The 22,730-nt window shown below is 64.9% G+C and carries 19 protein-coding genes; 9 read left to right on the top strand and 10 right to left on the bottom strand.

Going from position 1 to position 22,730, the window contains the following annotated elements:
- Positions 1–241 precede the first annotated feature (241 nt).
- Positions 242–2,158 (top strand): arginine decarboxylase, encoded by a 1,917-nt coding sequence (gene speA / locus H6X51_RS04390; protein WP_185266313.1) that lies wholly within the window; start codon positions 242–244, stop codon positions 2,156–2,158.
- Here speA and ligB read toward each other — a convergent pair.
- The 9 genes from ligB to H6X51_RS04345 all read right to left on the bottom strand — a co-directional run bounded on the left by ligB (position 2,145) and on the right by H6X51_RS04345 (position 14,589).
- Positions 2,145–3,803, bottom strand: a complete 1,659-nt coding sequence (ligB, locus tag H6X51_RS04385) for an NAD-dependent DNA ligase LigB (RefSeq protein WP_185266291.1) — start codon at positions 3,801–3,803, stop codon at positions 2,145–2,147. The genes speA and ligB overlap by 14 nt on opposite strands.
- Positions 3,804–4,098: 295 nt before the next feature.
- Positions 4,099–4,752: a 7-cyano-7-deazaguanine/7-aminomethyl-7-deazaguanine transporter gene (locus H6X51_RS04380; RefSeq protein WP_185266290.1), complete on the bottom strand. Its 654-nt coding sequence runs from the start codon at positions 4,750–4,752 to the stop codon at positions 4,099–4,101.
- 305 nt (positions 4,753–5,057) lie between these two features.
- Positions 5,058–6,029: an alpha/beta fold hydrolase gene (locus H6X51_RS04375; RefSeq protein ID WP_185266312.1), complete on the bottom strand. Its 972-nt coding sequence runs from the start codon at positions 6,027–6,029 to the stop codon at positions 5,058–5,060.
- Between the two features lie 124 nt (positions 6,030–6,153).
- Positions 6,154–6,600, bottom strand: coding sequence for a hypothetical protein (locus H6X51_RS04370; protein ID WP_185266289.1), 447 nt, complete (start codon positions 6,598–6,600; stop codon positions 6,154–6,156).
- 370 nt (positions 6,601–6,970) lie between these two features.
- Positions 6,971–8,344, bottom strand: coding sequence for an efflux transporter outer membrane subunit (locus tag H6X51_RS04365; RefSeq protein ID WP_185266288.1), 1,374 nt, complete (start codon positions 8,342–8,344; stop codon positions 6,971–6,973).
- Positions 8,334–10,283: a MacB family efflux pump subunit gene (locus H6X51_RS04360; RefSeq protein WP_185266287.1), complete on the bottom strand. Its 1,950-nt coding sequence runs from the start codon at positions 10,281–10,283 to the stop codon at positions 8,334–8,336. The genes H6X51_RS04365 and H6X51_RS04360 overlap by 11 nt, the downstream gene beginning before the upstream one ends.
- Positions 10,284–10,285: 2 nt before the next feature.
- A complete protein-coding gene (locus H6X51_RS04355) occupies positions 10,286–11,509 on the bottom strand; it encodes an efflux RND transporter periplasmic adaptor subunit (protein WP_185266286.1) in 1,224 nt (407 codons plus the stop codon).
- Positions 11,510–11,716: 207 nt separating this feature from the next.
- Positions 11,717–13,096, bottom strand: coding sequence for a sigma-54-dependent transcriptional regulator (locus tag H6X51_RS04350; protein WP_185266285.1), 1,380 nt, complete (start codon positions 13,094–13,096; stop codon positions 11,717–11,719).
- Positions 13,093–14,589 carry a sensor histidine kinase gene (locus H6X51_RS04345; RefSeq protein ID WP_185266284.1) on the bottom strand — a complete coding sequence of 499 codons (1,497 nt, stop codon included), beginning with the start codon at positions 14,587–14,589 and terminating at the stop codon, positions 13,093–13,095. Before H6X51_RS04345 ends, H6X51_RS04350 begins: the two co-directional genes overlap by 4 nt.
- 191 nt (positions 14,590–14,780) lie before the next feature.
- Here H6X51_RS04345 and H6X51_RS04340 point away from each other — a divergent pair, with 191 nt between their 5' ends.
- Positions 14,781–15,161, top strand: a complete 381-nt coding sequence (locus H6X51_RS04340) for a DUF4168 domain-containing protein (RefSeq protein WP_185266283.1) — start codon at positions 14,781–14,783, stop codon at positions 15,159–15,161.
- Between the two features lie 48 nt (positions 15,162–15,209).
- Here H6X51_RS04340 and H6X51_RS04335 read toward each other — a convergent pair whose 3' ends face one another.
- Positions 15,210–16,100 (bottom strand): LysR substrate-binding domain-containing protein, encoded by an 891-nt coding sequence (locus tag H6X51_RS04335; protein WP_185266282.1) that lies wholly within the window; start codon positions 16,098–16,100, stop codon positions 15,210–15,212.
- 129 nt (positions 16,101–16,229) lie between these two features.
- Between H6X51_RS04335 and H6X51_RS04330 the strand changes: the two genes are divergently transcribed.
- From H6X51_RS04330 to H6X51_RS04300, 7 genes are all read left to right on the top strand, one after another.
- Positions 16,230–17,342, top strand: a complete 1,113-nt coding sequence (locus H6X51_RS04330) for an S-(hydroxymethyl)glutathione dehydrogenase/class III alcohol dehydrogenase (protein ID WP_185266281.1) — start codon at positions 16,230–16,232, stop codon at positions 17,340–17,342.
- Between the two features lie 135 nt (positions 17,343–17,477).
- Positions 17,478–18,329: an S-formylglutathione hydrolase gene (gene fghA, locus H6X51_RS04325; RefSeq protein ID WP_221627210.1), complete on the top strand. Its 852-nt coding sequence runs from the start codon at positions 17,478–17,480 to the stop codon at positions 18,327–18,329.
- A 439-nt stretch (positions 18,330–18,768) separates the two neighbouring features.
- Positions 18,769–19,242: a 2-C-methyl-D-erythritol 2,4-cyclodiphosphate synthase gene (gene ispF / locus H6X51_RS04320; protein ID WP_185266280.1), complete on the top strand. Its 474-nt coding sequence runs from the start codon at positions 18,769–18,771 to the stop codon at positions 19,240–19,242.
- Complete coding sequence (gene truD / locus H6X51_RS04315) at positions 19,239–20,303, top strand: tRNA pseudouridine(13) synthase TruD (RefSeq protein WP_185266279.1); 1,065 nt, start codon at positions 19,239–19,241, stop codon at positions 20,301–20,303. Before ispF ends, truD begins: the two co-directional genes overlap by 4 nt.
- Positions 20,303–21,067, top strand: coding sequence for a 5'/3'-nucleotidase SurE (gene surE, locus H6X51_RS04310; protein WP_185266278.1), 765 nt, complete (start codon positions 20,303–20,305; stop codon positions 21,065–21,067). Before truD ends, surE begins: the two co-directional genes overlap by 1 nt.
- 25 nt (positions 21,068–21,092) lie before the next feature.
- Entirely contained in the window at positions 21,093–21,728 is a 636-nt protein-coding gene (locus tag H6X51_RS04305) for a protein-L-isoaspartate(D-aspartate) O-methyltransferase (protein ID WP_185266310.1), read from the top strand.
- Positions 21,729–21,769: 41 nt separating this feature from the next.
- On the top strand, positions 21,770–22,663 hold the full coding sequence (locus H6X51_RS04300; protein ID WP_185266309.1) for a DUF368 domain-containing protein: 894 nt from the start codon (positions 21,770–21,772) through the stop codon (positions 22,661–22,663).
- Positions 22,664–22,730 lie beyond the last annotated feature (67 nt).

Below are 22,730 nucleotides of genomic sequence, written 5' to 3'. Positions count from 1 at the left end.
CTATGGCTCGTTATGCGCTTATATTTACAGCTGTTATGTATTTATCGAGAAAGTGGCTGTAACCCCCATGCCTATAGGCCCTGCGCAAGTTCCTGCAGGTACCGTTTTCGGCCCTCGGGAAGGTCGATTCACCGGGCTGAAAAAATCTTTGCGCTGAACGCGGTGGGGTAAAAGCGGTCCACCAAGGGGAAACTGGTTTATGCTCAGATGCAGATAGATCTAGCCCAAGGAGTTTTTAATGGTGTCACCGCGGCGTTCGCGTAAAGAGGATGCTTCCGCCTGGACGGTTGCAGACAGTCGTAGTGTCTATGGCATACGCCATTGGGGAGCGGGCTATTTCAACGTGAATGACGGCGGCAATGTCGAGGTCAGACCGCGGGCCGGTGTGGATGCACCGATCGACCTGCACCAGTTGGTCATCCAGCTGCGTGACAGCGGGCTGGACCTGCCTCTGCTGCTGCGCTTTCCGGATATCCTGCAGGACCGTGTGCGTCAGCTGACCGGCGCCTTCGACCGCAGCATTGCCGAGCTGGGTTACGCCGGTGACTACACCGCGCTGTACCCGATCAAGGTCAACCAGCAGGAGGCGGTGGTGAAGAACATCATCGCCACCGAGGATGTGGCCATCGGTCTGGAGGCCGGTTCCAAGCCCGAGCTGATGGCGGTGCTGGCGCTGGCGCCCAAGGGTGGCACCATCGTCTGCAACGGCTACAAGGACCGCGAATTCATCCGCCTGGCGCTGCTCGGGCAGAAGCTCGGGCATAACGTGTTCATCGTCATCGAGAAGGAATCGGAGGTGGCGCTGGTGATCGAGGAGGCGGCGGCACTGGCACTGACGCCGCAGGTCGGTCTGCGGGTGCGGCTGTCCTCGCTGGCCTCGAGTAAATGGGCCGACACCGGCGGCGAGAAGTCCAAGTTCGGGCTGTCCGCCGCCCAGTTGCTGCGGGTAGTCGAGCAGTTCCGCGGTGCTGGACTGGAGGCCGGGGTGCGCCTGCTGCATTTCCACATGGGCTCGCAGATCGCCAACCTGGCGGACTACCAGTACGGCTTCCGCGAGGCGATCCGCTACTTCGGCGAGCTGCGGGCGCTTGGGCTGCCGGTCGATCATATCGACGTGGGTGGCGGGCTGGGGGTGGACTACGACGGTACCCACTCGCGCAATGCCAGTTCGATCAATTACGACATCCAGGAATATGCCCGCACCGTGGTGCTGATGCTGCGCGAGTTCTGCGAGGAGCAGGGGTTGCCGCATCCGCATATCTTCTCCGAGAGCGGACGGGCGATGACCGCCCACCACGCGCTGCTGGTGGTGCAGGTGACCGATGTCGAGCGGCATAACGATACCGTACCGCCGATCGACGATCTGGAGCAGCAGCCGCAGGTGATCCGTGCCCTGGTCGGGCTGCTGGGCCAGACCGATATCGAGATGGTCACCGAGACCTACTGGCGCGCCACCCACTACCTGAGCGATGTGGCCGGGCAGTATGCGGAGGGCAAGCTGACGCTGTCGCAGAAGGCGCTGGCCGAGCAGTGCTACTTCGCCCTGTGCAACCGCCTGCATGCGCTGCTCAAGGCGCGCCAGCGCTCGCATCGCCAGGTGCTGGACGAACTCAACGACAAGATGGCGGACAAGTACATCTGCAACTTCTCGGTATTCCAGAGCCTGCCCGATACCTGGGCGATCGACCAGGTGCTGCCGATAGTGCCACTCAACCGGCTGGATGAGGAGCCTCTGCGCCGTGCGGTGCTGCAGGACCTGACCTGTGACTCCGACGGCAAGATCCGCCACTACGTGGATGAGCAAAGCATCGAGAACAGTCTGCCGGTGCACGAGTTGCGTGAGGGCGAGGACTACCTGCTGGGGATTTTCATGGTCGGTGCCTACCAGGAGATTCTCGGCGACATGCACAACCTGTTCGGCGATACCGACTCGGTGAACATCTACCAGCTGGAGGATGGCCGGGTGGTGCACGGTGGCATCGAGACCCACGATACCATCGAGGACATGCTGCGCTACGTGCACTTCGAGCCGGACGAGCTGGTCTCGCGCTACCGCGACAAGGTTGCCGGCGCGCGCCTGAGTCCGGCGGAACGGGCACGCTATCTGGATACCCTGCGCCTGGGGCTGACGCGCTCGTCCTACCTCACCGCGGAGTAGCCGGCCCGGCGAAGCCGTCGACGCCGGCGCTGGCCAGTTGTTCGCGCAGTGCCGCCAGTGGCGGGTGGTTGAAGAAGGCCGCCAGTTGCCGGGCGCGCTGCGTGCCAACGCCCGGTTGTGTCTGCCAGTCGGCCGGGCTGCGGGCGGCGAGAGTGGTCCAGTCCGCCGCCAGCCCGGCATTTCCGGCCGGCGGCATGCCCAATGCCCGCAGCCACTGCTGGAAACCTCGCTCGCGTGCTGCTTGCAGGCGCTCGGCCAGCTTCGCCCCGCACTGGTTCGGCACTGTCTGTGGCGCCAGCCAATCGAGTAAGCCGTGCAGACTGCCCGTGTCGGCCAGGCACTTCCAAGCGCCGGGGCCGACACCCGGCAGATCCAGCCCCTGGCGCCCACTCAGCCAGGACAGACGGGCCAGGAATTGCTCACGACAACCGTCCTCCAGACTCCAGCAACTGAGCGCGTGATAGCGCCCGGGCACTGGTGCGGCGGGCGGCTTGCGTTCCGCGGTGCGGCTGACCACCTGCTCGAACTGTGGGATCACCTGGCCGGACAGCCGTATCGACACCAGGTCGCCGGGCACCACATCGAGGGTTTTCCAGCGCTGCAGCGAGCCCAGGCTGACCCGGCTGACGCGCCTGTCATCGAGCTGCACCGGCTGTAGGCGCAGCACCGGAGTGATGCGACCGCTGCGGCCAATGGTGAAATCGATCTGTTGCACCCGGGCCAGCGCCAGCTGCGCCGGATGCTTCCAGGCCACCGCCCAGAAGGGCGGTGAGGCCTGCCATTGTGCGCCCGGCGGCCGCTGGCCCTGGCGCAGCACCACACCATCGGTGGCGAACGGCAGCGGCTGGTCGAGCCATTGCTGGCGCAGGCTCTGGGCACTGGGCAGGTCGTGCACCGGCAGGGTATAGCGGGCGCTGTCGAGGCCGGCTGCGCTCAGCTGGGCCAGCCGCTCCGGCATCGCTGCCGGCCCGTCGGGCCAGTCCCAGACGAACAGGCCGATTCGGGCCCGCTCCTGCTCGTCCAGTTGCTGGCGGTTCATCAGTCCGGCTATCCGGCTGCGCGCACCGGCGCCGCCGTCGCGGGACTGCACATGCCCGTTCAGGCGCCAGTACAGCTCACCCTGCAGTACCAGATCGCGGGGTTCTGGCCAGTGCTGCGGCACCGCCGGCAGCGCTTGCGCAGTGGCGGTCCAGTCCTGCCCCTGCCAGCCGTTGCCGCGGCTGATGGCCCGCAGCAGGCGGCCCTGACGGTATTCCAGCGTGACCGCCACGCCATCTACCTTGGGTTGTATCCACAAGTCAGCGCGATTGGCTATCCAGCGCTGCGCCTGGGCCCGAGTGTGGATCTTGGCCAGTCCGGTCTGCGCCACAGGATGGGCCTGCTTGCCGGCGCGTGCTTGGTAACCGGCGGTCGGCTGGACGCCAAAGCAGTCCTGCCACTGGCGCAGCTGGATCAGGGCCTGGTCGTAGATCTCATCGGCGACCAGTGACTGGCCCCGCTCATGATAGGCCTGGTCCCATCGTTCGATCTGGCTCGCGAGCTGGTCCAGCTCCGTTTGCGCCTGCTGCTGCGGCCACTCCGGGCACTGGGCGCCGGCGATCCCGGCCCAGATCCATAGAATCCACAAGTGCTTGCTGTACGCCATGACCGCGTCCCTGCTGGTTGAACACCATCGCAGTCTAGGAAGTCGGGGCGTTCAGACAAGCAGAGGCGGCGGGAATTGTGGCGCAGGTGGCATTCTGCGCGGATTGTTGTGTGGCTGCGAGGTCGCAGGCGTAGCGCAGGGGCGCTACACCCCGATCTTGTGCCTGGTTCACTGATGGGGGCACTCGAGAAGAGCCGGGTCATGGTGGAGTGCCGCTGTCAGGGAGACCATGGGGTGTAGCGCGCCTGCGCTACGCCTGGTGCCTGGCAGTCACTGAAGCAGTGCCGGCGTACTCTCAGGCCGCAGCGGTCCTGCGCCCGGCGAGCAACTGCAGGATGGCGTTGAGCACGATGCCGTACAGCGGCACGAACAGCATCAGGCTGATCCCCAGCTTGATGACGTAGTCGACGGCGGCGATCTCGATCCAGTTGGCGGCCATGAACTCGTTGCTGCTGCGCCAGAACGCCACGCTGAAGAATACGAAGGTATCGATCAGGTTGCCGACGATCATCGCTGCACTGGGCGCTATCCACCACTGCTGGAGCTTGCGCAGACGGTCGAATACCTGGATGTCCAGCAACTGGCCGACGACATAGGCGAGGAAGCTCGCCAGCGAGATGCGCAGGACGAAGGAGTTGAACTGGGCCAGCGCATCGAAGCCACGGAATGCGCCCTCCTGGAACAGCACCGAGACGATATAAGACACCACCAGCGCCGGCAGCATGACCCGCGCGATGACCCGCCGCGCCGCCTGCTTGCCGAGCAGGCGCACGGTCAGATCGGTCGCCAGGAAGATGAACGGGAAGCTGAACGCGCCCCAGGTGGTATGCCAGCCCAGCAGGGTGATGGGCAGCTGCACCAGGTAGTTGCTGGCAATGATGATGGAAATATGGAACGCGATAAGGCACGACAGGGCCAGGCGCCAGCGCGTGGGCGATACGGGATACATGAGATCACCTTTTTGATCGATGGGGTTAGGGAACCCATGTCGCCGGAATGGCGACGGCGCGTACTATACCGGTTTGGCCGGGGCGGGGCCAGGTCTGCAGGTCGGGTGGCGTTGTGCTGTCGTCGCGCAGGCGCGCGACAACCCGGGGAACGCTTTGCCTGCATGCAGGGGAGTGCTCTCGATAAGGCCGCAGACCATCCAGCGACGCAGGCGGGCCTTCCCCGGCAGGAATCGGGTTATCGCGCGCCTGCGCGACGACAGGCAGCATGCCCTATGCCCCGATTGGCAGCATCCCTGCGGGGAGCTCAGGGCTGTTGCTGGCGATAGTGTCGTTCAAGGAAATCCAGCACCAGTGCATTCACCTGTTCCGGCTTCTCGCTCTGCACCCAGTGCCCGCAGCGCTCGATCACATGCTGCTCGACGCGCGGCACCACGCTGGGCATCTTGCCGATGGCATAGGCTTCCAGGGTGGCCACAGGGTCACGGTCCCCGATGATGAACAGCGCCGGCTGTTCCACCTGCCGACCAGCCAGCTCGGCGGTACGCTCGAAGTTGCGCTCGAAATTGCGGTACCAGTTCAGTGGGCCATGGAAGCCGTTGTCGATGAAGGTCTCCACATACACGTCGAAGGCCTCCTGCGGGCACCAGGCGGGCAGGTTCTGCGGGTCCTGGTAGTCGTCCAGCCAGCGCGAGTCGGCTGGCTTGTCCTGGATCAGCCCATTCCCGGCGCTGGGCCGGCCATGCATGAGGATACGCAGGGTACGTTCGATATCGGCTTCCAGTTCCGCTTCGGCCGGGCCGGGCTCCTGGAAATACAGGATATACAGGAACTTGTCCTTGAAACGTTCACGCATACCCTCGATCGCCGGCTTGCTGGGGCGTCCGGCGAAGGGCACCGACATGCCCGAGACGACCGCCACCCGCTGCGGTTCGAGCAGGGCCAGGTGCCAGGCGACCACGGCGCCCCAGTCATGTCCGAACATGGCTACCCGGGTCTGCCCGAAGTGATCCATGGCGGCCTGGATGTCGCCGCACAGGGTGATGATGTCATAGGCTTCGATCGCCGCCGGGGCGCTGCTGCGGCCATAGCCGCGCATCTCCGGGGCGAATACCCGGTAGCCGGCATCGGCCAGCGCGCGCATCTGGTGGCGCCAGGAGTACCAGCATTCAGGGAAACCATGCAGCAGCCAGACCGGCTGGCCGTGCTCCGGGCCGGTAATGTGGACACTGAGCTGGATGTCGTTGACATCCAGGATGCGTTGTTCGGTCTGCAGCATGGCGATGTTCTCCGCTCTTGTCATGGTGGAGCCCGGCATGGGGGACGGGCACTGTCCACTATGACAAATCAGGCGGCGACTGGCTTGTCCATTGGCCGGATAAATATCCGCCGAGTGTCCCGGCTTATCCAGCCTGGTGGCCGGCTGCCAGATGGAACTGCGCGCCCTCGCTTTCCAGCGGGCGCAGCTGGGTTTCGCAGAAGGCCAGGGCGTCGAGCAACTGGGCGTGGTTGGCGCCGGAGACTTCCCGCGGCCGGTTGCGTTGCAGGTGGCCGCTGAGTGCTTCGAGGGTAATCATGCCGGTACTGATGGGGAACCAGGCCATGTCCTCGATGCTCCACGGCAGGCCGGTTTCCGGGTCGGGTTGCGGCGGGGTGTCCTCGGCGGGCAGCAGGTCGCTGGCTGCGGAAAACTCCAAGGCCGTGACATCGACAAAGCGGCTCAGCGCCGTCACGCCGAGCGTCTTGCACAGCGTATCCAGGCCGTTCATGTGTTCGGCCAGTTGCTGCAGCGGTGTGCTGTGCAGCTGGAAATGGCGTTGTTCCAGGGTGGCAAGGCGCAGGGCGGACAATGGGCACTCCCGTAAGCTGATGCGGATGGTTCGCTGCCCATGGTACTGGCTTTTGCGCAGGATTGGCCAATTTGCCGGGCCCCAACCCCGGGGTGTAGCGCGCCTGCGCTACGCCAACTCCGAGCGGGCAGGGGGGTTGTCGTCGAGCAGGGGCTCGACAACCCGTAGCACCACCCTGGGGGTGTAGCGCGCCTGCGCTACGCCAGCTCCGAGTGGGCAGGGAGTTTGTCGTCGAGCAGGTGCTCGACAACCCGTAGCACCACCCTGGGGGTGTAGCGCGCCTGCGCTACGCCGACTCCGAGCGGGCAAGGGGCTGTCGTCGAGCAGATGCTCGACAACCCGATGTTTAAGGCTCGCTGCTCTCGCAGTCTCAGGAAAACGCCTGCCAGCCGCCCCCCAGGGCCCGGAACAGGTCGACCGTGGCCTGCAGCCAGGCGGCGCGCTGTTGTACCAGGCTGTCCTGGCTCTGGAAGAACGAGCGCTGGGTATCGAGCAGGTTCTGCAGGTCGATGGCGCCGGCCTTGTAGCGGGCCTCGGCCAGTTCGAAGGCCAGTTGCGCCTCGGCAGTGGCGGCCTGCTGCAGCTGATACTGCAGGCGCGCCTGCTGCAATGCGCCGAGGGCGGTATCGGCATCGATCAGCGCATCGAGAATCGCCCGTTGGTAGCCGATCAGGGCTTCCTGCTGGCTGGCCTGGCTGATCTCGACCTGGGCACGCAGGCGCCCGCCGTCGAAGATCGGCTGGGTCAGTCCGGCGGCCAGGCTCCAGGGGTTCAGCGGGTTGCTGACCAGATCGGAGAGCACCGAACTCTGCGCGCCGTAGCTGCCGGTCAGCTGGATGCTCGGATACAGCGCGGCGCGGGCGGCGGTCAGGTTGGCATTGGCCGCCAGCAGCCGCTGTTCGCTGGCGCGGATGTCCGGGCGCCGATTGAGCAGTTCCGAGGGCAGACCGGCGCCCGGTTCGGGTACGTGGATGCTGGCCATCTCCGGCAGGCTGCCCGGTACGAAGTCCGGGCCCTGGCCCAGCAGCAGCGCCAGGCTGTTGCGCAGTTGCAGGGTCTGCTGCTGCAGCGCCGGCAGGTTGGCGCGCAACTGGGCGACCAGTGCGCGCTGCTGGCTCAGCGCCAGGCTGTCATCGGCGCCATAGCGGTAGCGCGCCTCGACGATCGCCAGTACCCGCTCGGCGGCGGCCAGGTTGTCCTGCGCCAGTTGCAGGCGGGCCTGGTTCTCCACCAGCTGGAACCAGCTGCTGGCGACGCTGGCATCGGTGCTGATGGCCAGCGCCTCCAGGTCGTAGCGGCTGGCATTCAGGTTGGCGGTGGCCGCTGCGACCGCGGCGCGGTTGCGACCCCAGAAGTCCACCTCATAGCTGGCGCTGAGGGTGGCGCCGAAGCTGTTGCTGACATCACCGTCGCCACTGTTGCCACTGCGTCGGCCGCTGGCACTGCCGTCCACGCTGGGCAGCAGGCTGGCGCCGCTCTGGCGCAGCTGTGCATCGGCCTGCAGCAGGCGAGTAGCTGCGGTGGCCAGGTCGAGGTTGCCGGTGCGCGCCTGGGCCATCAGCCGGGACAACTGCGGCGCCTGGTATTCGGTCCACCATTGTGCCTGTGGCCAGACCAGCGAGTCGGCGCTGGCATTCCATTGGCTGGGCGCCTGCACCGTGCTCTGCGGTACTGGCGTGGACAGGCTGCAGCCGCTCAGCAGGGCGATGCCGAGGGCCAGGGTCAGGGAAGTTCTAGTCCGCACTGAGGGCCACCACTGGGTCAAGATGTGCCGCCTTGTGGGCGGGCATGAAACCGAAGATCAGACCGGTCGCGAAGGCGCAGCCGAAGGCCAGCAGCACCGGGCCGGCCGTGAACTGGATCGGCGTACCGAAGTATTGCAGCATGCTGCCGAAGCCCAGGCCGACCACCACGCCGATGGCACCGCCGATGGCCGAGACCACCATGGCCTCGACGATGAACTGCTGCAGGATGTTGCGCGTGCGTGCGCCGGTAGCCATGCGGATGCCGATCTCCCGGGTGCGTTCGGAGACGTTCACCAGCATGATGTTCATCACCCCGATACCGCCGACCAGCAGCGAAATGGCAGCAATCGAGCCGAGCAGCACGGTAAAGGTATTCTGCGTACTGGCCACGTTCTCCAGCAAGGATGCCATGTTGCGGATCTGGAAATCCTCGACCCCGGCGTGGTTGGCCAGCACCGCCTGGCGTACCGCTTCCTGGGTGGCGTCGGACAGCCTGAGGTCATCGATCAGCACGCTGATGTTGCTCAGGTGGCGCGAGCCGATCAGCCGGTTGCTGGCAGTATTCAGCGGTACGAAGACAATGTCGTCCTGATCCTGGCCCCAGGGCGTGGCGCCCTTTTCCTGCATGACGCCGATGATCAGGAAGGGCACGTTGCGAATCAGCATGTACTGACCCAGCGGATCGCTGTCACCGTACAGGTTGCTGGCCACGGTGCGGCCGATCACCGCCACCGCAGCGTAGCGGCTGTTGTCCTCGTCGTTGATGAACACCCCCGAGGCCAGCGGCCAGTTCTTGGCCACCACGTAGTCGGCGGTGGTGCCGGTGACCTGCGTCTGTGCATCGGTGTTGCCGGCGCGCACTGTGGCACGGGTATCGGCCTCGGGCACGGCGGCGACGACGTTGTCGATGCGCGCGGCGACCAGCGCATCCTCCGGGGTCAGGGTGTTGGTGCTGCCGTCGGCCGAGCGCCGGGTATTCGGCGCACCGGGGCGGACCAGCAGCAGGTTGGTACCCATGTCGCTGATGCGCTCGATCACATCCTGGCGCGCGCCATTGCCGACCGCCAGCATCACCACCACCGAGGCTACCCCGATGACGATGCCGAGCAGGGTCAGGATGGTGCGGAACAGGTTAGCGCGCAGTGCGCGCAGGGCCATGCGTATCGCTTCGTTGGTGTCGCCGAAGGCGGCCAGCCCCTGCTTGCGCGGCGGAGGCGGCGGTGCGGCCTCGGCGCTGACCTGGTTGCTCGGCTTGCGCCCGCTGTCATGGATGATGCGACCGTCGCGGATCTCGATCAGTCGGTCGGCATGGTTGGCCACTTCACGGTCGTGGGTGATGACGATGACGGTCTTGCCCTTGGCGTGCAGGTCCTTGAGCAGTTGCAGCACGTCGCTGCCGCTCTTGCTGTCCAGCGCGCCGGTGGGTTCGTCGGCCAGCAGGATGCGCGCGTCGTTCATCAATGCGCGGGCGATGGACACCCGTTGCTGCTGGCCACCGGACAGTTGGTTGGGCCGGTTGCCCAGGCGCTCGCCCAGGCCCAGCCCGGTCAGCAACTGCTCGGCACGGGCATGGCGTACGTCGCGCGGCAGCCCGGCATAGATGGCCGGTACTTCCACGTTCTCGGTGGCGTTGGCCGAGGAGATCAGGTGGTAGCTCTGGAAGATGAAGCCGAAGGTGCGGCTGCGCAGGCTGGCCAACTGGTCGCTGTCGAGCCGGGCGATATCCTCGCCCTCGAACAGGTAGCGTCCGGTACTCGGCTGGTCGAGGCAGCCGAGCAGGTGCATCAGGGTCGACTTGCCCGAGCCGGAGGCGCCCATGATGGCGACGAACTCGCCGGCATGGATATCCAGCGACACATCCCGCAGCACCGTGGTCGAGAGTTCGCCATTGCGGTAGGTCTTGCCGATGCCTTCAAGGCGGATCAGGGGCTGGTCCATGCTCAGAATCTCGGTCGCATCTGGCGGTTGGGCTGGGGTGCGGAAGCGCTGGGCTGCCCACCGGAGATCACCACTTCCTCGCCTTCGGCGAGGCCGTCCAGTACCTCGGCGTTGACCCGGGTCATGACCCCGACGCTGATGATGCGTTCCTGCGGCTGGCCGTTCTCCAGTACCTGTACGCGGTAGCGCTTGCCGCTTTCGGCGGGATCGCCACGTTCGGCGCTGCCACGCGGACTGCGGGTGGCGCCTGTACCCGGCCCTTGCGGCGCACGCCGGGCGGCGGGTTGCAGGGCGGCCACCGGCACGCTGAGTGCGCCCTCGGCGGCGGCCTTGACGAAGAATACCTGGGCGCTCATCTGCGGCAGCAGCTTGCCATCCGGGTTGGGCACGTCGAACAGGGCATTGAACAGCACCACGTTGTTGACCACTTCCGGGGTCGGCAGGATCTGGCGGAGCACGCCTTCACGGCGCACGTCCGGCTGGCCGAGGGTGGTGAACCACACCGGCATGTCGACTCGCAGCTGGGTGATATCCGCCTCTGATACCTGGGTGCGCACGGTCATGGTACTCAGGTCGGCGATCTGCACGATGATCGGCGCGGTCTGGTTGGCGTTCAGGGTCTGGCCCTGGTTGGCCAGTTGGTCGACCACGGTGCCGCTCATCGGTGCATAGATACGGGTATAGCTGAGATCGGCCCTGGCTTCCTTGAGTTGGGATTCGAGCTGGCGGATCTGTGCCTTGAGCGCAGCGATCTGCGCGGTGGCCGAGCGCAGGCTGGCATCGGCCTGTTCCACCGATTCCTGGCTGGTGGCATCGAGCTTGATCAGGTTGCGCTGGCGCTCGGCCTGCAGGCGTGCCAGCACCTGGGTGGCTTCGCGGTCAGTGAGCTGGGCCTTGAGGTTTTCCAGCTGCGCCTCGGTGGCCTCGACCTTGGCCAGGTAGATGGTCGGATCGATTTCCGCCAGCAACTGGCCTTCCTCTACCTGCTCGCCCTCGATCACGTGCAGCACCTTGAGCTGGCCGGACACCTGGGTGCCGACGTCGACATAGTTGAGCGGCTCCAGGGTGCCCAGGGCGGTAACGCTGTCTTCTATATCGATCCGCTCGACCGGGGCAGTGACCGGCTCGGGCGCCTTGTTGTTGGCGCCAAGCCAGAAATACCAGAGCGATCCGGCAATGATCGCCAGGGCGGCGAACAGCCATAGAAAACGCCGGGATGAGGCCATACAGAGATTCCTTTGCTGCAGATGGGGCAATGGCGCACAGTGTACCGACGCCGAGTGTCAATCGGGGCGCCGGCTGGGTAAAGAAACTGTAAAGCCCACCTGTTCCGGGGAGCGGAGCGCTGGATGTCGTCGCGCAGGCGCGCGACAACCCGGTATGGGGTGTAGCGCGCCTGCGCTACGCCAGCGAGCTGGCAATCAGTGCCGACCTCACTCCAACCAGCGATACAGCGTACGCCGGGTGATGCCGAGGATATCGGCGGCGCGGCGCTTGTTGCCGCCGGTGGCGTGCAGCACCTGATGAATATAGTTGCGCTGCACGGTTTCCAGGCTCGGCAGGCCGTCCGGGTCGCTGTTGCCGGGCAGTGGCGTGGTGGTTGTGTCCTCTGTGACCGGAGCCGCCTGCCCGGTGGGTTGTTCGATGATGCGCTGGGGCAGGTGACGGACCTCGATCAGCGCCGTGTCGCAGAAGGTCGCCGCCCGTTCCACGGCATTCTGCAGTTCGCGGACGTTGCCGGGGAAGGCGTAGCGCTGCAGCGCCACCAGTGCCGCGTCGCTGAAGCCCTTGATGCGGCGTTGCTGACGCGCGTTGAAGCGGGTCAGAAAGAATTCCGCCAGGCGCTGGATATCCTCGCCACGCGCACGTAACGGTGGTACCTGCAAAGCGAAGGTCTCCAGTCGGTAGAACAGGTCCTCGCGAAAGCCACCTTCGGCCACCGCCTCGGTCAGGTTGCGGTTGGTGGCGCCGATGATGCGCACGTCCACCTGGATCTCGTGGTCGCTGCCCACCGGGCGCAGCTTGCCGTCCTGCAATACCCGCAGCAGCTTGGCCTGCAAGGCCAGGGGCATTTCGCCGAGTTCGTCGAGCAGCAGGGTGCCGCCGTCGGCCTGCTGGAACAGACCGGCGCGCTGGTGGCGAGCGCCGGTGAAGGCGCCGGCGGCGTGACCGAAGAACTCGCTCTCCATCAGCTCGCTGGGGATGCCGCCGCAGTTGACCACCATGTAGGGGCCGTCCCGGCGGCTGCTCTGGTCATGCAGGGCGCGGGCCACCAGTTCCTTGCCGGTGCCGCTTTCGCCCTGCACCAGGACCGGACCGTCGGCGGAGGCGATCTGGCGGATCTGGTGGAACAGCTGCTGCATGGCCGGGCTCTGGCCGATGATGCCGTTGAACTGCTCCACCGCCAGCAGGCTGCGGTAGTGCTGGACCTCGTTGCGCAGGCGGCGGTTTTCCAGCAGGCGGCTAACCGTCAACAGGAAGTGATCCATCTCCAGCGGCTTGGTCAGGAAGTCATCGGCTCCGGCCTGCAGTGCCTTGACCGCCTGCTGCACCGAGCCGAACGCGGTAATGATCAGCACCGCTGGTGGCGTGCTGCACTGGCGCAGCGCCGGCAGCAGGCTCAGGCCGTCGGCGCCGGGCAGGCGCAGGTCGCTGACCAGCAGGTCCGGCGTCTGGCTGCGTAGCAACTGCAGGCCGGTTTCGGCATCGGCGCAGGCGCTGACCCGGTAGCCTTCGGCTTCCAGCTCTTCCTGCAGCAGCTCACGCAGGCCGCGATCGTCCTCGACCAGCAGTATATGTTCGCTATGGGTCATGCTGTGGCTTCCTCGGCGATGCCGGTCAGTGGCAGTTGCAGGCGCGCTTCGCAACCACCGCCGGCGCTATTGACCAGCTCCAGGCGACCGCCATGTTCTTCGGCGACGGCCTGCACTATGGCCAGGCCCAGGCCGGTGCCCTCGCCGGGTGACTTGGTGGTGAAAAAGGGTTCGAGCAGGGTTGGCAGGTCGTGCTCCGGCGGCAGCCCGGGACCGTCATCGGTGACGCGGATGGTCAGCCAGGCGGCGTCCGCCTCGGCCGCGATGCCGATCTGGCTGGTCGAGGCCTGCAGGGCGTTGCGCACCAGGTTCAGCAGGGCCAGTTCCAGGCGTCCGGCATCGCCGCAGAAGGCCGGCAGTTCCGCTGGGATACGGGTCTGCAACTGGCGCTCGGCGGCTTCCAGCTCCGGGCGGATGGCTTCGATGACGCCTTCGATCAGCAGCGCCGGCGTCAGCTCCCGCGGCTGGGTGGCGGCGGGTCGGCAGTAGTCCAGCAACTGGCGTACGGTACGGGTCAGGCGTCCGACCTGGCTGCGGATGCCTTCGACGTTGCGCAGCTGTTGCGGGTCGAGGCTGCCGGAACGTTCCAGGCGCCTGGCGCGGCCATCGATCACGCTCAGCGGGGCGCCAAGTTCATGGGCGATACCACGGGCCATGCTGCCGATGGCGACCATCTTCTCGTTATCCTTGAGCCGCGCTACCAGCTGGGTTTCCGCTGCGCGATGTTCATCCAGGTCGCGGTGCGCCTGCTCGATGCTGTCGAGCATGCGGTTCAGGCCGCGGGCCAGGTTGGCCACTTCGCTCGGCCCATCCAGCGCGGCGCGGTGCGACAGCTCGCCTCCGGCGACCCGTTGCATGTGTTCGAGCAGTTTGTCGACATGGCGCCCGACACCGCCGTAATGGCCGAGCAGCACCCCGGCGAGGATCACCAGGCTGAACGAGCCCCAGACCAGCCAGGCGATGATGGTCAGCTGTTGCAGGGCATGGCCGAAGTCGCTGGCGCGGCGGGTGATCTGGATCAGCCCCTGGATCTGCCCGGCCGCATCGAACAGCGGCAGGAAGTGGGAGAACAGGCTGCGCCCGGCGACTCGGCTGAAGGCTTCCTGGCCTTCGCCGGTGGTACGGATGCGATCGGGAATGGTGGTGCCGCTCAGGTCGGTCTCGGTAATGCCGGCCGAGGCGATGCGGTTGCCGGCGACATCGAACACCGAGGCGCCATACACCTCACCGAGCACGAATACCGAGCCCAGTGCCAGTTCCACCGCGTGCATGTCGCCCTTGTCCAGGGCGGTCCCCACCGGAATGCTGATGGCTCGACCGATCAGCTCCAGGTCGTTCTTCAGGCGTTTTTCCTGGAACTGACTGGCCTGGCCCAGCCCGAAACGAATGCCCAGGGCGGTGAACAGTACCAGTGGCAGGACCACGAACAGCAGCAGGGTGCGTTGTAGACTGCTGATGCCGAGACGATAGCGGGAGGTCGAAGATGTGTTCATTTTGACCGGGTCTTTTTTGCTCATGTGCATTATGTATACACATTATTGCTGGCGGATGCAGCTTTGGTGATCTTGATGATTCTAGCGGTTTTTAATTTTCTCCATTTTAATCAATGAGATATGGAGTTATTTCGAATTCTGGCACGCTTTGTGGATCGGTCTACTTACTTTCAACAGAAGGAGAAGCACCCATGAACCATCTCAAGACACTGACCGCCGCCATTGCCTTTGCCACCTTCGGTATCGGTGCACCCGCTGTGATGGCGCAGGCCGAGGGTACCGCTCCTCAGCAATACGAACAGGGCCAGCCTGCCGCAGCTCCGATCAGCGATGACAACCTGAAGAAGTTCGTCAAGGCTGATGAAGAAGTTTCGGATATCCGTGACGAGTTCTCGGAGAAGCTGAGCAAGGCAGAAGATCAGGAAGAAGCACAGAAACTGCAGCTTGAAGCGCAGGAAAAAATGGTCGAAGCAGTACAGGATGCCGATCTGGACGTACCGACCTACAACGAAATCGCCACCCGCCTGCAGACCGACCCGGAACTGCAGCAGCGTGCCGAAGACCTCAAGTAAGGTTGGCAGCGCCGTACAGAGGGAGCCTTCGGGCTCCCTTTTTTGGGTTCAATGCCGGTACTCCACCCGCTGACTCAATCCCTGTTTCAGATACTCCACCAGTTTCCTCACCTTCGGTGACAGGTGTCGCTGCTGCGGATACAGCGCCCAGACCGCGGTATGCGGTGGCTGGTGCTGGCTGAGCAGGGCGCGCAGGGCACCGCTGCTCAGGTGTTCCTGCACATAATAGTCCGGCAGCTGGCATAGCCCGAAGCCGCGCAGTGCCGCATCCAGCACCGCGCGACCGCTGTTGCAGCGCCAGGTGCCCTGTACCCGCACCGGAATCTCGCGGCCGGCTTCGGCGAAGCTCCAGGTATCGCTGCTGCCGATCAGGCAGTTGTGCCGTGGCAGTTCGGACAGACTGTGTGGTGCGCCATGACGCTCGAGGTAGGCCGGCGCCGCGCACAGGTACATGCGTCGCGGTGCCAGGCGGGTTGCCACCAGCCGCGAGTCCTGCAGCCGCCCGAGGCGGATGGCCAGGTCGAACTGGCCGTGCAGCAGGTCCAGGGTCTGGTTGGTCAGGCTCATCTCGATGCGCAGCTGCGGATGCTGCTGCATGAAGTCATTGACCAGCGGCATGATGAACTCCTCGCCGTAGGCCACCGAGCAGGTCATGCGCAGCAGGCCCTTGGGCTCGCTGGACAGGTCGGTGACCGCCTGCATGGCTTCGTCCCGCGCATCCTGCAGGCGTTGGCAGTGTTGCAGGAAGGTCTGTCCGGCCTCGGTCAGGGTCACCCGACGGGTGCTGCGGTAGAACAGCCGCGTCTGCAGCCGGTCTTCCAGCCGGGCGATCTGGCGGCTGACGTGCGAGGAGGACACGCCGAGCTTCTGCGCCGCGCCACTGAAATGCCCCAGTTCGGCCACGCAGACGAATTCATCCAGCCCGCTCCAGCGGCTCATGATTGACAGACCTGCATAGGTATTATCCCTGTATGGCAATAATGTTTTGTCTCGCGGGCTATTATCCACACCTGGCTGGTCTACTACACTCCCTCCTGATATTTCATTCATCAGGAGACGGAGGGTCCCATGATCAAGTCCCGCGCCGCTGTGGCGTTCGAAGCAGGCAAGCCTCTGGAAATCGTGGAAGTGGATGTGGCCCCACCGCAGGCTGGTGAGGTGCTGGTGCGTATCGTCGCCAGTGGGGTCTGCCACACCGATGCCTTCACCCTGTCCGGGGAAGACCCGGAAGGAGTGTTTCCGGCGATTCTCGGTCATGAAGGCGGCGGCATCGTCGAGGCCGTGGGCGAGGGCGTTACCTCGCTTGAGGTCGGCGACCATGTGATCCCGCTGTATACCGCCGAATGCCGCCAGTGCAAATTCTGCAAGTCCGGCAAGACCAACCTGTGCAGCTCGGTACGCGAGACCCAAGGCAAGGGCCTGATGCCCGATGGCACCAGCCGTTTCTCCTACAAGGGTCAGCCGATCTATCACTACATGGGTTGCTCGACCTTCTCCGAGTACACGGTGCTGCCGGAAGTGTCGCTGGCGAAGATCCCCAAGGAGGCACCGCTGGAGAAGGTCTGCCTGCTCGGCTGCGGTGTGACCACCGGCATCGGTGCGGTGCTCAACACCGCCAAGGTGGAAGAGGGCGCCACGGTGGCGATCTTCGGCCTGGGCGGTATTGGTCTGGCGGCGATCATCGGTGCCAAGATGGCCAAGGCCGGGCGCATCATCGCCATCGACATCAATCCGGCCAAGTTCGATATCGCCCGCGAGCTGGGCGCCACCGACTTCGTCAATCCAAAGGACCATGAGCAGCCGATCCAGCAGGTGATCGTCGAAATGACCGACGGTGGCGTGGACTACTCCTTCGAATGCGTCGGCAATGTGCAGCTGATGCGTGCGGCGCTGGAGTGCTGCCACAAGGGCTGGGGTGAGTCGACCATCATCGGCGTGGCCGGGGCCGGCCAGGAGATCAGCACCCGTCCGTTCCAGCTGGTCACCGGCAGGGTCTGGCGCGGCAGTGCCTTCGGTGGGGTCAAGGGCCGTACCGAGCTGCCCGGCTATGTGGAGAAAGCGCAGAAGGGCGAGATTCCGCTGGATACCTTCATCACCCATACCATGGGGTTGGAGGATATCAACAAGGCGTTCGAGTTGATGCACGAAGGCAAGAGCATTCGTTCGGTCATCCACTTCTGATTGATGCGGTATCGGGTTGTCGAGCCTGTCGTCGAGCTGATCGCAGCCCGGTCAACGTGACCCGGTCAACGTGACCCGGTCCAATCGCGGCCCGAGGCGCTCGACAACCCGGACGTCTGGCGAGAGGAGCTGCAAATGGACTCTGTGATTGAACTGGTGTCAGCCAACAAGTGCTTTGGTGGCTGGCAGAAGCGTTACCGGCACCGTTCCCGGGTGCTGGGCTGTGACATGGTGTTCGCGATTTTCCTGCCGCCGCAGGCGGATCAGGGCGAACCCTTGCCGGTGCTGTACTGGCTGTCTGGACTCACCTGTACCGATGAGAACTTCGTGCAGAAGGCCGGTGCCCAGCGCCTGGCGGCGGAACTGGGCATGGTCATAGTGGCACCGGACACCAGCCCGCGCGGCGAGGGTGTGGCGGATGACCCGGAGGCGGCCTGGGACTTCGGCCTGGGTGCCGGTTTCTATGTCAACGCCACCCGGCAGCCTTGGGCGCGGCACTACCAGATGTACGATTACGTGGTGGACGAGCTGCCGGCGCTGGTGGAGGCCAACTTCCCGGTCTCGGACCGGCGTGCCATCAGCGGCCACTCCATGGGCGGCCATGGTGCGCTGGTCTGTGCCTTGAAGAACCCCGGGCGTTACCGCTCGGTGTCGGCCTTCGCGCCGATCGTCAATCCGATCGACTGTCCCTGGGGCCAGAAGGCCTTCAGCAACTACCTGGGCGATGACCGTGAGCAGTGGAAGCAGTGGGACAGCTGCGAGCTGATCGCCAATGCCAGTGAGCGCCTGCCGCTGCTGGTCGACCAGGGCGAGGCCGATAACTTCCTCGTCGAGCAACTCAAGCCGGAGGCCCTGGAAGCCGCTGCGGAAGTTGCCGGCTACCCACTGACACTGCGACGTCAGCCCGGCTACGATCACAGCTACTTCTTCATCGCCAGTTTCATCGATGATCACCTGCGCCATCATGCCCGGGCGCTGAAGGGGTAGGGCGTCTTGTTATCTGCTGCATGCTCCGAGTTTCCTTTACACCGGGAGCGGCCTACCTGCGACACGCCGTGAATACGTCCCTGTAGGCTCGTTGATGCCATCCCTGGCATCAAACGGTCGCAGGTAGGCCGCTCCCGGCGCAAAGGCGCAAGCATTGGTGCTGCTGAGGGTTTAAAACCATCAGCAGCACAGATATTTGCGGAACAGGTTGGCCGGCAGGGTTGGGCCGACCGTCTGCCGCCAGGGATGGCGGCAGCGAGCCCCCAGGGATGGGTTCACGGCGTGTCGGCACGGCCCTGCCGGCCAACCTGTTCCTGGCAGGCTCTGGAAAAAGACTCCCGGCACTAAACGCGGATGACGCCGCCCCGACCAAAGTGCTTCTGCCCGTCATCCGCACACTGTAAGATCTGTCCTTCGTTTTCAGCAGGGCAGGTCTCTCATGCGTATTGGTCACGGCTACGACGTTCACCGTTTCGGTGATGGCGATTTCATCACCCTGGGCGGGGTGCGTATACCCCATGATCGCGGCCTGGTGGCTCACTCCGATGGTGACGTGGTGCTGCATGCCCTGACCGATGCGATTCTCGGCGCCGCCGCGCTGGGTGATATCGGCCGGCATTTTCCCGATACCGATCCGCGCTTCGCTGGCGCCGACAGCCGCATACTGTTGCGCCAGGCGCTGGCGCTGGTGCATGCCAAGGGCTGGAAGGTCGGCAATGTGGACGTCACCATCGCCGCCCAGGCGCCGAAACTGGCACCGCACATCGAGTCGATGCGCGAGCGGGTAGCGGCAGATCTACAGGTGGAACTGGATCAGGTCAACGTCAAGGCCACCACCACCGAGAAGCTGGGTTTCGTCGGGCGCAAGGAAGGCATAGCCGTGGATGCGGTTGCCCTGTTGCTGGCGCTGTGAGCGACACTGACAGCCAATGGCTGGGACCCCGGGCCCATGGTGAGCCCTGCGGTCGTGCGGTACTCAAGGCGCAACCGGCGGATTTCCGCGTCACCGAGGTGCTGGATATCGAGCTGAGCGGGCAGGGCGAGCACCTGTGGCTACTGATCGAGAAGTGTGATCTCAACACCGAGGAGGTCGCCAGGCTGCTGGCCCGGCAGGCGGGCATCAAGCTGAAGGACGTCAGCTATGCCGGTCTCAAGGATCGCCGTGCGGTCACCAGCCAGTGGTTCAGCCTACAGCTGCCGGGCCGCGCCGACCCGGATCTGACCGGGCTATGGCATGAGCACCTGCGCTGCCTGGCCAGCCAGCGGCATTCGCGCAAGCTGCAACGGGGCGCGCACAGTGCCAATCGTTTTGTCATTCGCCTGAGCAGTCTGCAGGCCGAACGCGAAGCGCTGGACCAGCGGCTGCGGTGTGTGGCCGAACTGGGGGTGCCGAACTATTTCGGTCCGCAGCGTTTCGGTCGCGACGGCGGCAACATCCAGCAGGCGCGGCAGTGGGCCGAGCGCGGCGCCTTGCCGCCGGCGCGGGGTACCCGTTCGCGGCTGCTGTCGACGGCGCGCAGTCTGCTGTTCAACCGGCTGCTGGCACAGCGGGTGGCCGATGACAGCTGGAATCACCTGCTGCCCGGCGACTGCCTGGCCTTCACCGACAGCCGCAGCCATTTCGCCGCCGAGCGGCTGGCCGCCGACGACCGGCGCTTCGATGAGTTGGATGTGCATGTCACCGGTCCGTTGTGGGGCACGGGCGTCCCGCCGGTGGGTGCCGAGGTGCTGCAGATGGAGCAGCAACTGGCCAATGCCGAGCCGCAATTGTGCGAATGGCTGGAAACTGCCGGGCTGGAGCAGCAGCGGCGTATTCTGCGCCTCCCCATCAGCGGCCTGACGTGGCATTATCCCGCACCGGATAGCCTGGAAATTGAATTCACCCTGCCCACCGGTTGCTTTGCCACCGCAGTGCTGCGCGAGCTGGTACTGCTGGTAGACGAGCCGGGCGGCGGACTGGAAAGCGAAATCTGATGCGTATTCTGATTGCCAATGACGATGGTGTGCTGGCGCCGGGCCTGAAGGCCCTGCACGGCGCCCTGGACGACTATGCCGACTGCGTGGTGGTCGCCCCCCATGAGGACCGCAGCGGGGCCAGCAGTGCACTGACACTGGACAAGCCGCTGCGGCCGTTCTACCTGGACAACGGCTTCGTCGGTCTCAACGGTACGCCCACCGACTGCGTGCACCTGGGGGTCAACTCACTGTTCGCCGATAGCGTCGATATGGTGGTCTCGGGCATTAACCTGGGGGCCAACCTGGGCGACGACGTGCTGTATTCGGGCACCGTGGCGGCGGCGCTGGAGGGGCGCTTCCTGGCTCATCCGGCGATGGCCTTCTCGCTGGTCAGCCGCCAGACGGACAACCTGCCGGCCGCCGCCGCCATCGCCCGCACCCTGGTCGAGGGGCATGCGCAGCTGGAACTGCCGCCGCGCACCATCCTCAATGTGAACATTCCCAACCTGCCGCTCGAACGTATCAAGGGCATAGTGCTGACCCGCCTGGGGCACCGGGAGCGTGCTGCCAAGCCGGTCAAGTGGACCGATCCGCGGGGCAAGGAGGGCTACTGGATATCGGTGGCCGGGGATGCCGAGGATGGCGGCGAGGGAACCGATTTCAACGCGGTGATGCAAGGTTATGTCTCGGTTACGCCACTGCGTATCGACAAGACCCATTATGAGGTATTCGATCATCTGGATGGCTGGTTGGGCGGCCTGAGGGTACGGCACGGTGCGTGAGGACCTGTTGAAAAGCGGTATCGGCATGACCTCGCAGCGCACCCGCGAGCGCTTGCTCGAACGGCTGTTCGAAGAGGGCATCCGCAATCTGCATGTGCTCGAGGCGATTCGGCGTACGCCCCGGCATCTGTTCGTCGATGAGGCGCTGGCGCACCGCGCCTATGAGGACACGGCGCTGCCCATAGGGCACAACCAGACGCTGTCGCAACCCTATATCGTGGCGCGCATGACCGAGCTGCTGCTCGGTGGCGGACCGCTGGACAAGGTGCTGGAGGTCGGCACCGGCTCGGGTTACCAGACCGCCATCCTGGCGCAGGTGGTGGAGCGGGTATTCAGTGTCGAGCGTATTCTGCCACTGCAGGAGCGGGCCAAGGCGGTGCTCAAGGATGTCGATATCCGCAATGTGGTGTTCCGTCATGCCGACGGCAACTGGGGCTGGCCGCAATACGGACCCTACGATGCGATCCTGGTCACTGCCGCCCCGGCCGAGGTACCCAGCGAGCTGCTGGGACAACTGGCTGACGGTGGGCGCATGGTGATTCCGGTGGGTGAGCGGGAACAATTTCTCACCCTGGTGACCCGCGAAGGGGATCAATTCATTCGTCAGCAGGTCGAACCGGTACGTTTCGTCCCTCTACTGACAGGAGCCATACGCTTTTGAACCGCCTCTTCTCGGAATATGTGCTGATTTTCTTCAAGGGCATGGCCATGGGGGCCGCCGATGTGGTGCCGGGGGTTTCCGGCGGCACCATTGCCCTGATCGCCGGTATCTATGAGCGGTTGCTGGCGGCGATCAGCGCCTGTACCCCGGATAAGCTGCTGTGGCTTCTGCGTGGCCGGGTGCGCGAAGCCTGGCGGGCGATCGATGGTACTTTCCTGGTCTCGCTGCTGGCCGGGGTCCTGACCAGTATCGCCGCTTTCGCCAACCTGATCGGTTACCTGCTGGAGGCCCATCCAGAATTGATCTGGTCGTTCTTCTTCGGCCTGATCCTGGTCTCGGTCTATGTGGTCGGGCGCGAAGTGCGTCGCTGGAATATCTGGACGGCGCTGCTGGTATTGCTCGGCGCTGTCTTTGCCTACATGATCACCGTGGCTGGGCCACTGCAGTGGTCTGCCGCGCCGCTGATGATCTTCCTGGCCGGGGCGATCGCCATCTGCGCCATGGTCCTGCCGGGCATCTCGGGCAGTTTCGTGCTGGTACTGCTCGGCCTGTATGCAACCATTCTCGGCGCGGTCAGGTCCTTCGACCTGGCGCTGCTGGCGGTGTTCGCTCTCGGCTGCGTGGTGGGGCTGCTGAGTTTCTCCCGGTTGGTGTCCTGGTTATTGCAGCATGCGCGCAGTGCCACCATGGCGTTGGCTACCGGCTTGCTGATAGGTTCGCTGAACAAGGTCTGGCCCTGGAAGCAGACACTGAGTTGGCGGGAGAACAGCAAGGGCGCCATGGAACCGGTGCAGCAGAGCAACCTGCTGCCGGGCAGCTACGAGACCCTGACCGGGGAGCCATCCTATTGGCTGGGCGGCTTGGGTTTGATGCTGGCGGCGATTATCCTGGTGCTGTCCCTGGAATGGGTCGGTCAGCGTATGCGTCAGCGTTGAGCGACCGGCCGGGTACCTACCCTAACCGAACATGGGGAGCGACTGTGAGGCAATGGAGTATCGGCAG

It is taken from the genome of Halopseudomonas xiamenensis, assembly GCF_014219065.1.
Lineage (GTDB): Bacteria > Pseudomonadota > Gammaproteobacteria > Pseudomonadales > Pseudomonadaceae > Halopseudomonas > Halopseudomonas xiamenensis.
The sequence above is the reverse complement of the archived record's forward strand: the minus strand, read 5'-3'. Positions and strand labels throughout refer to the sequence as shown.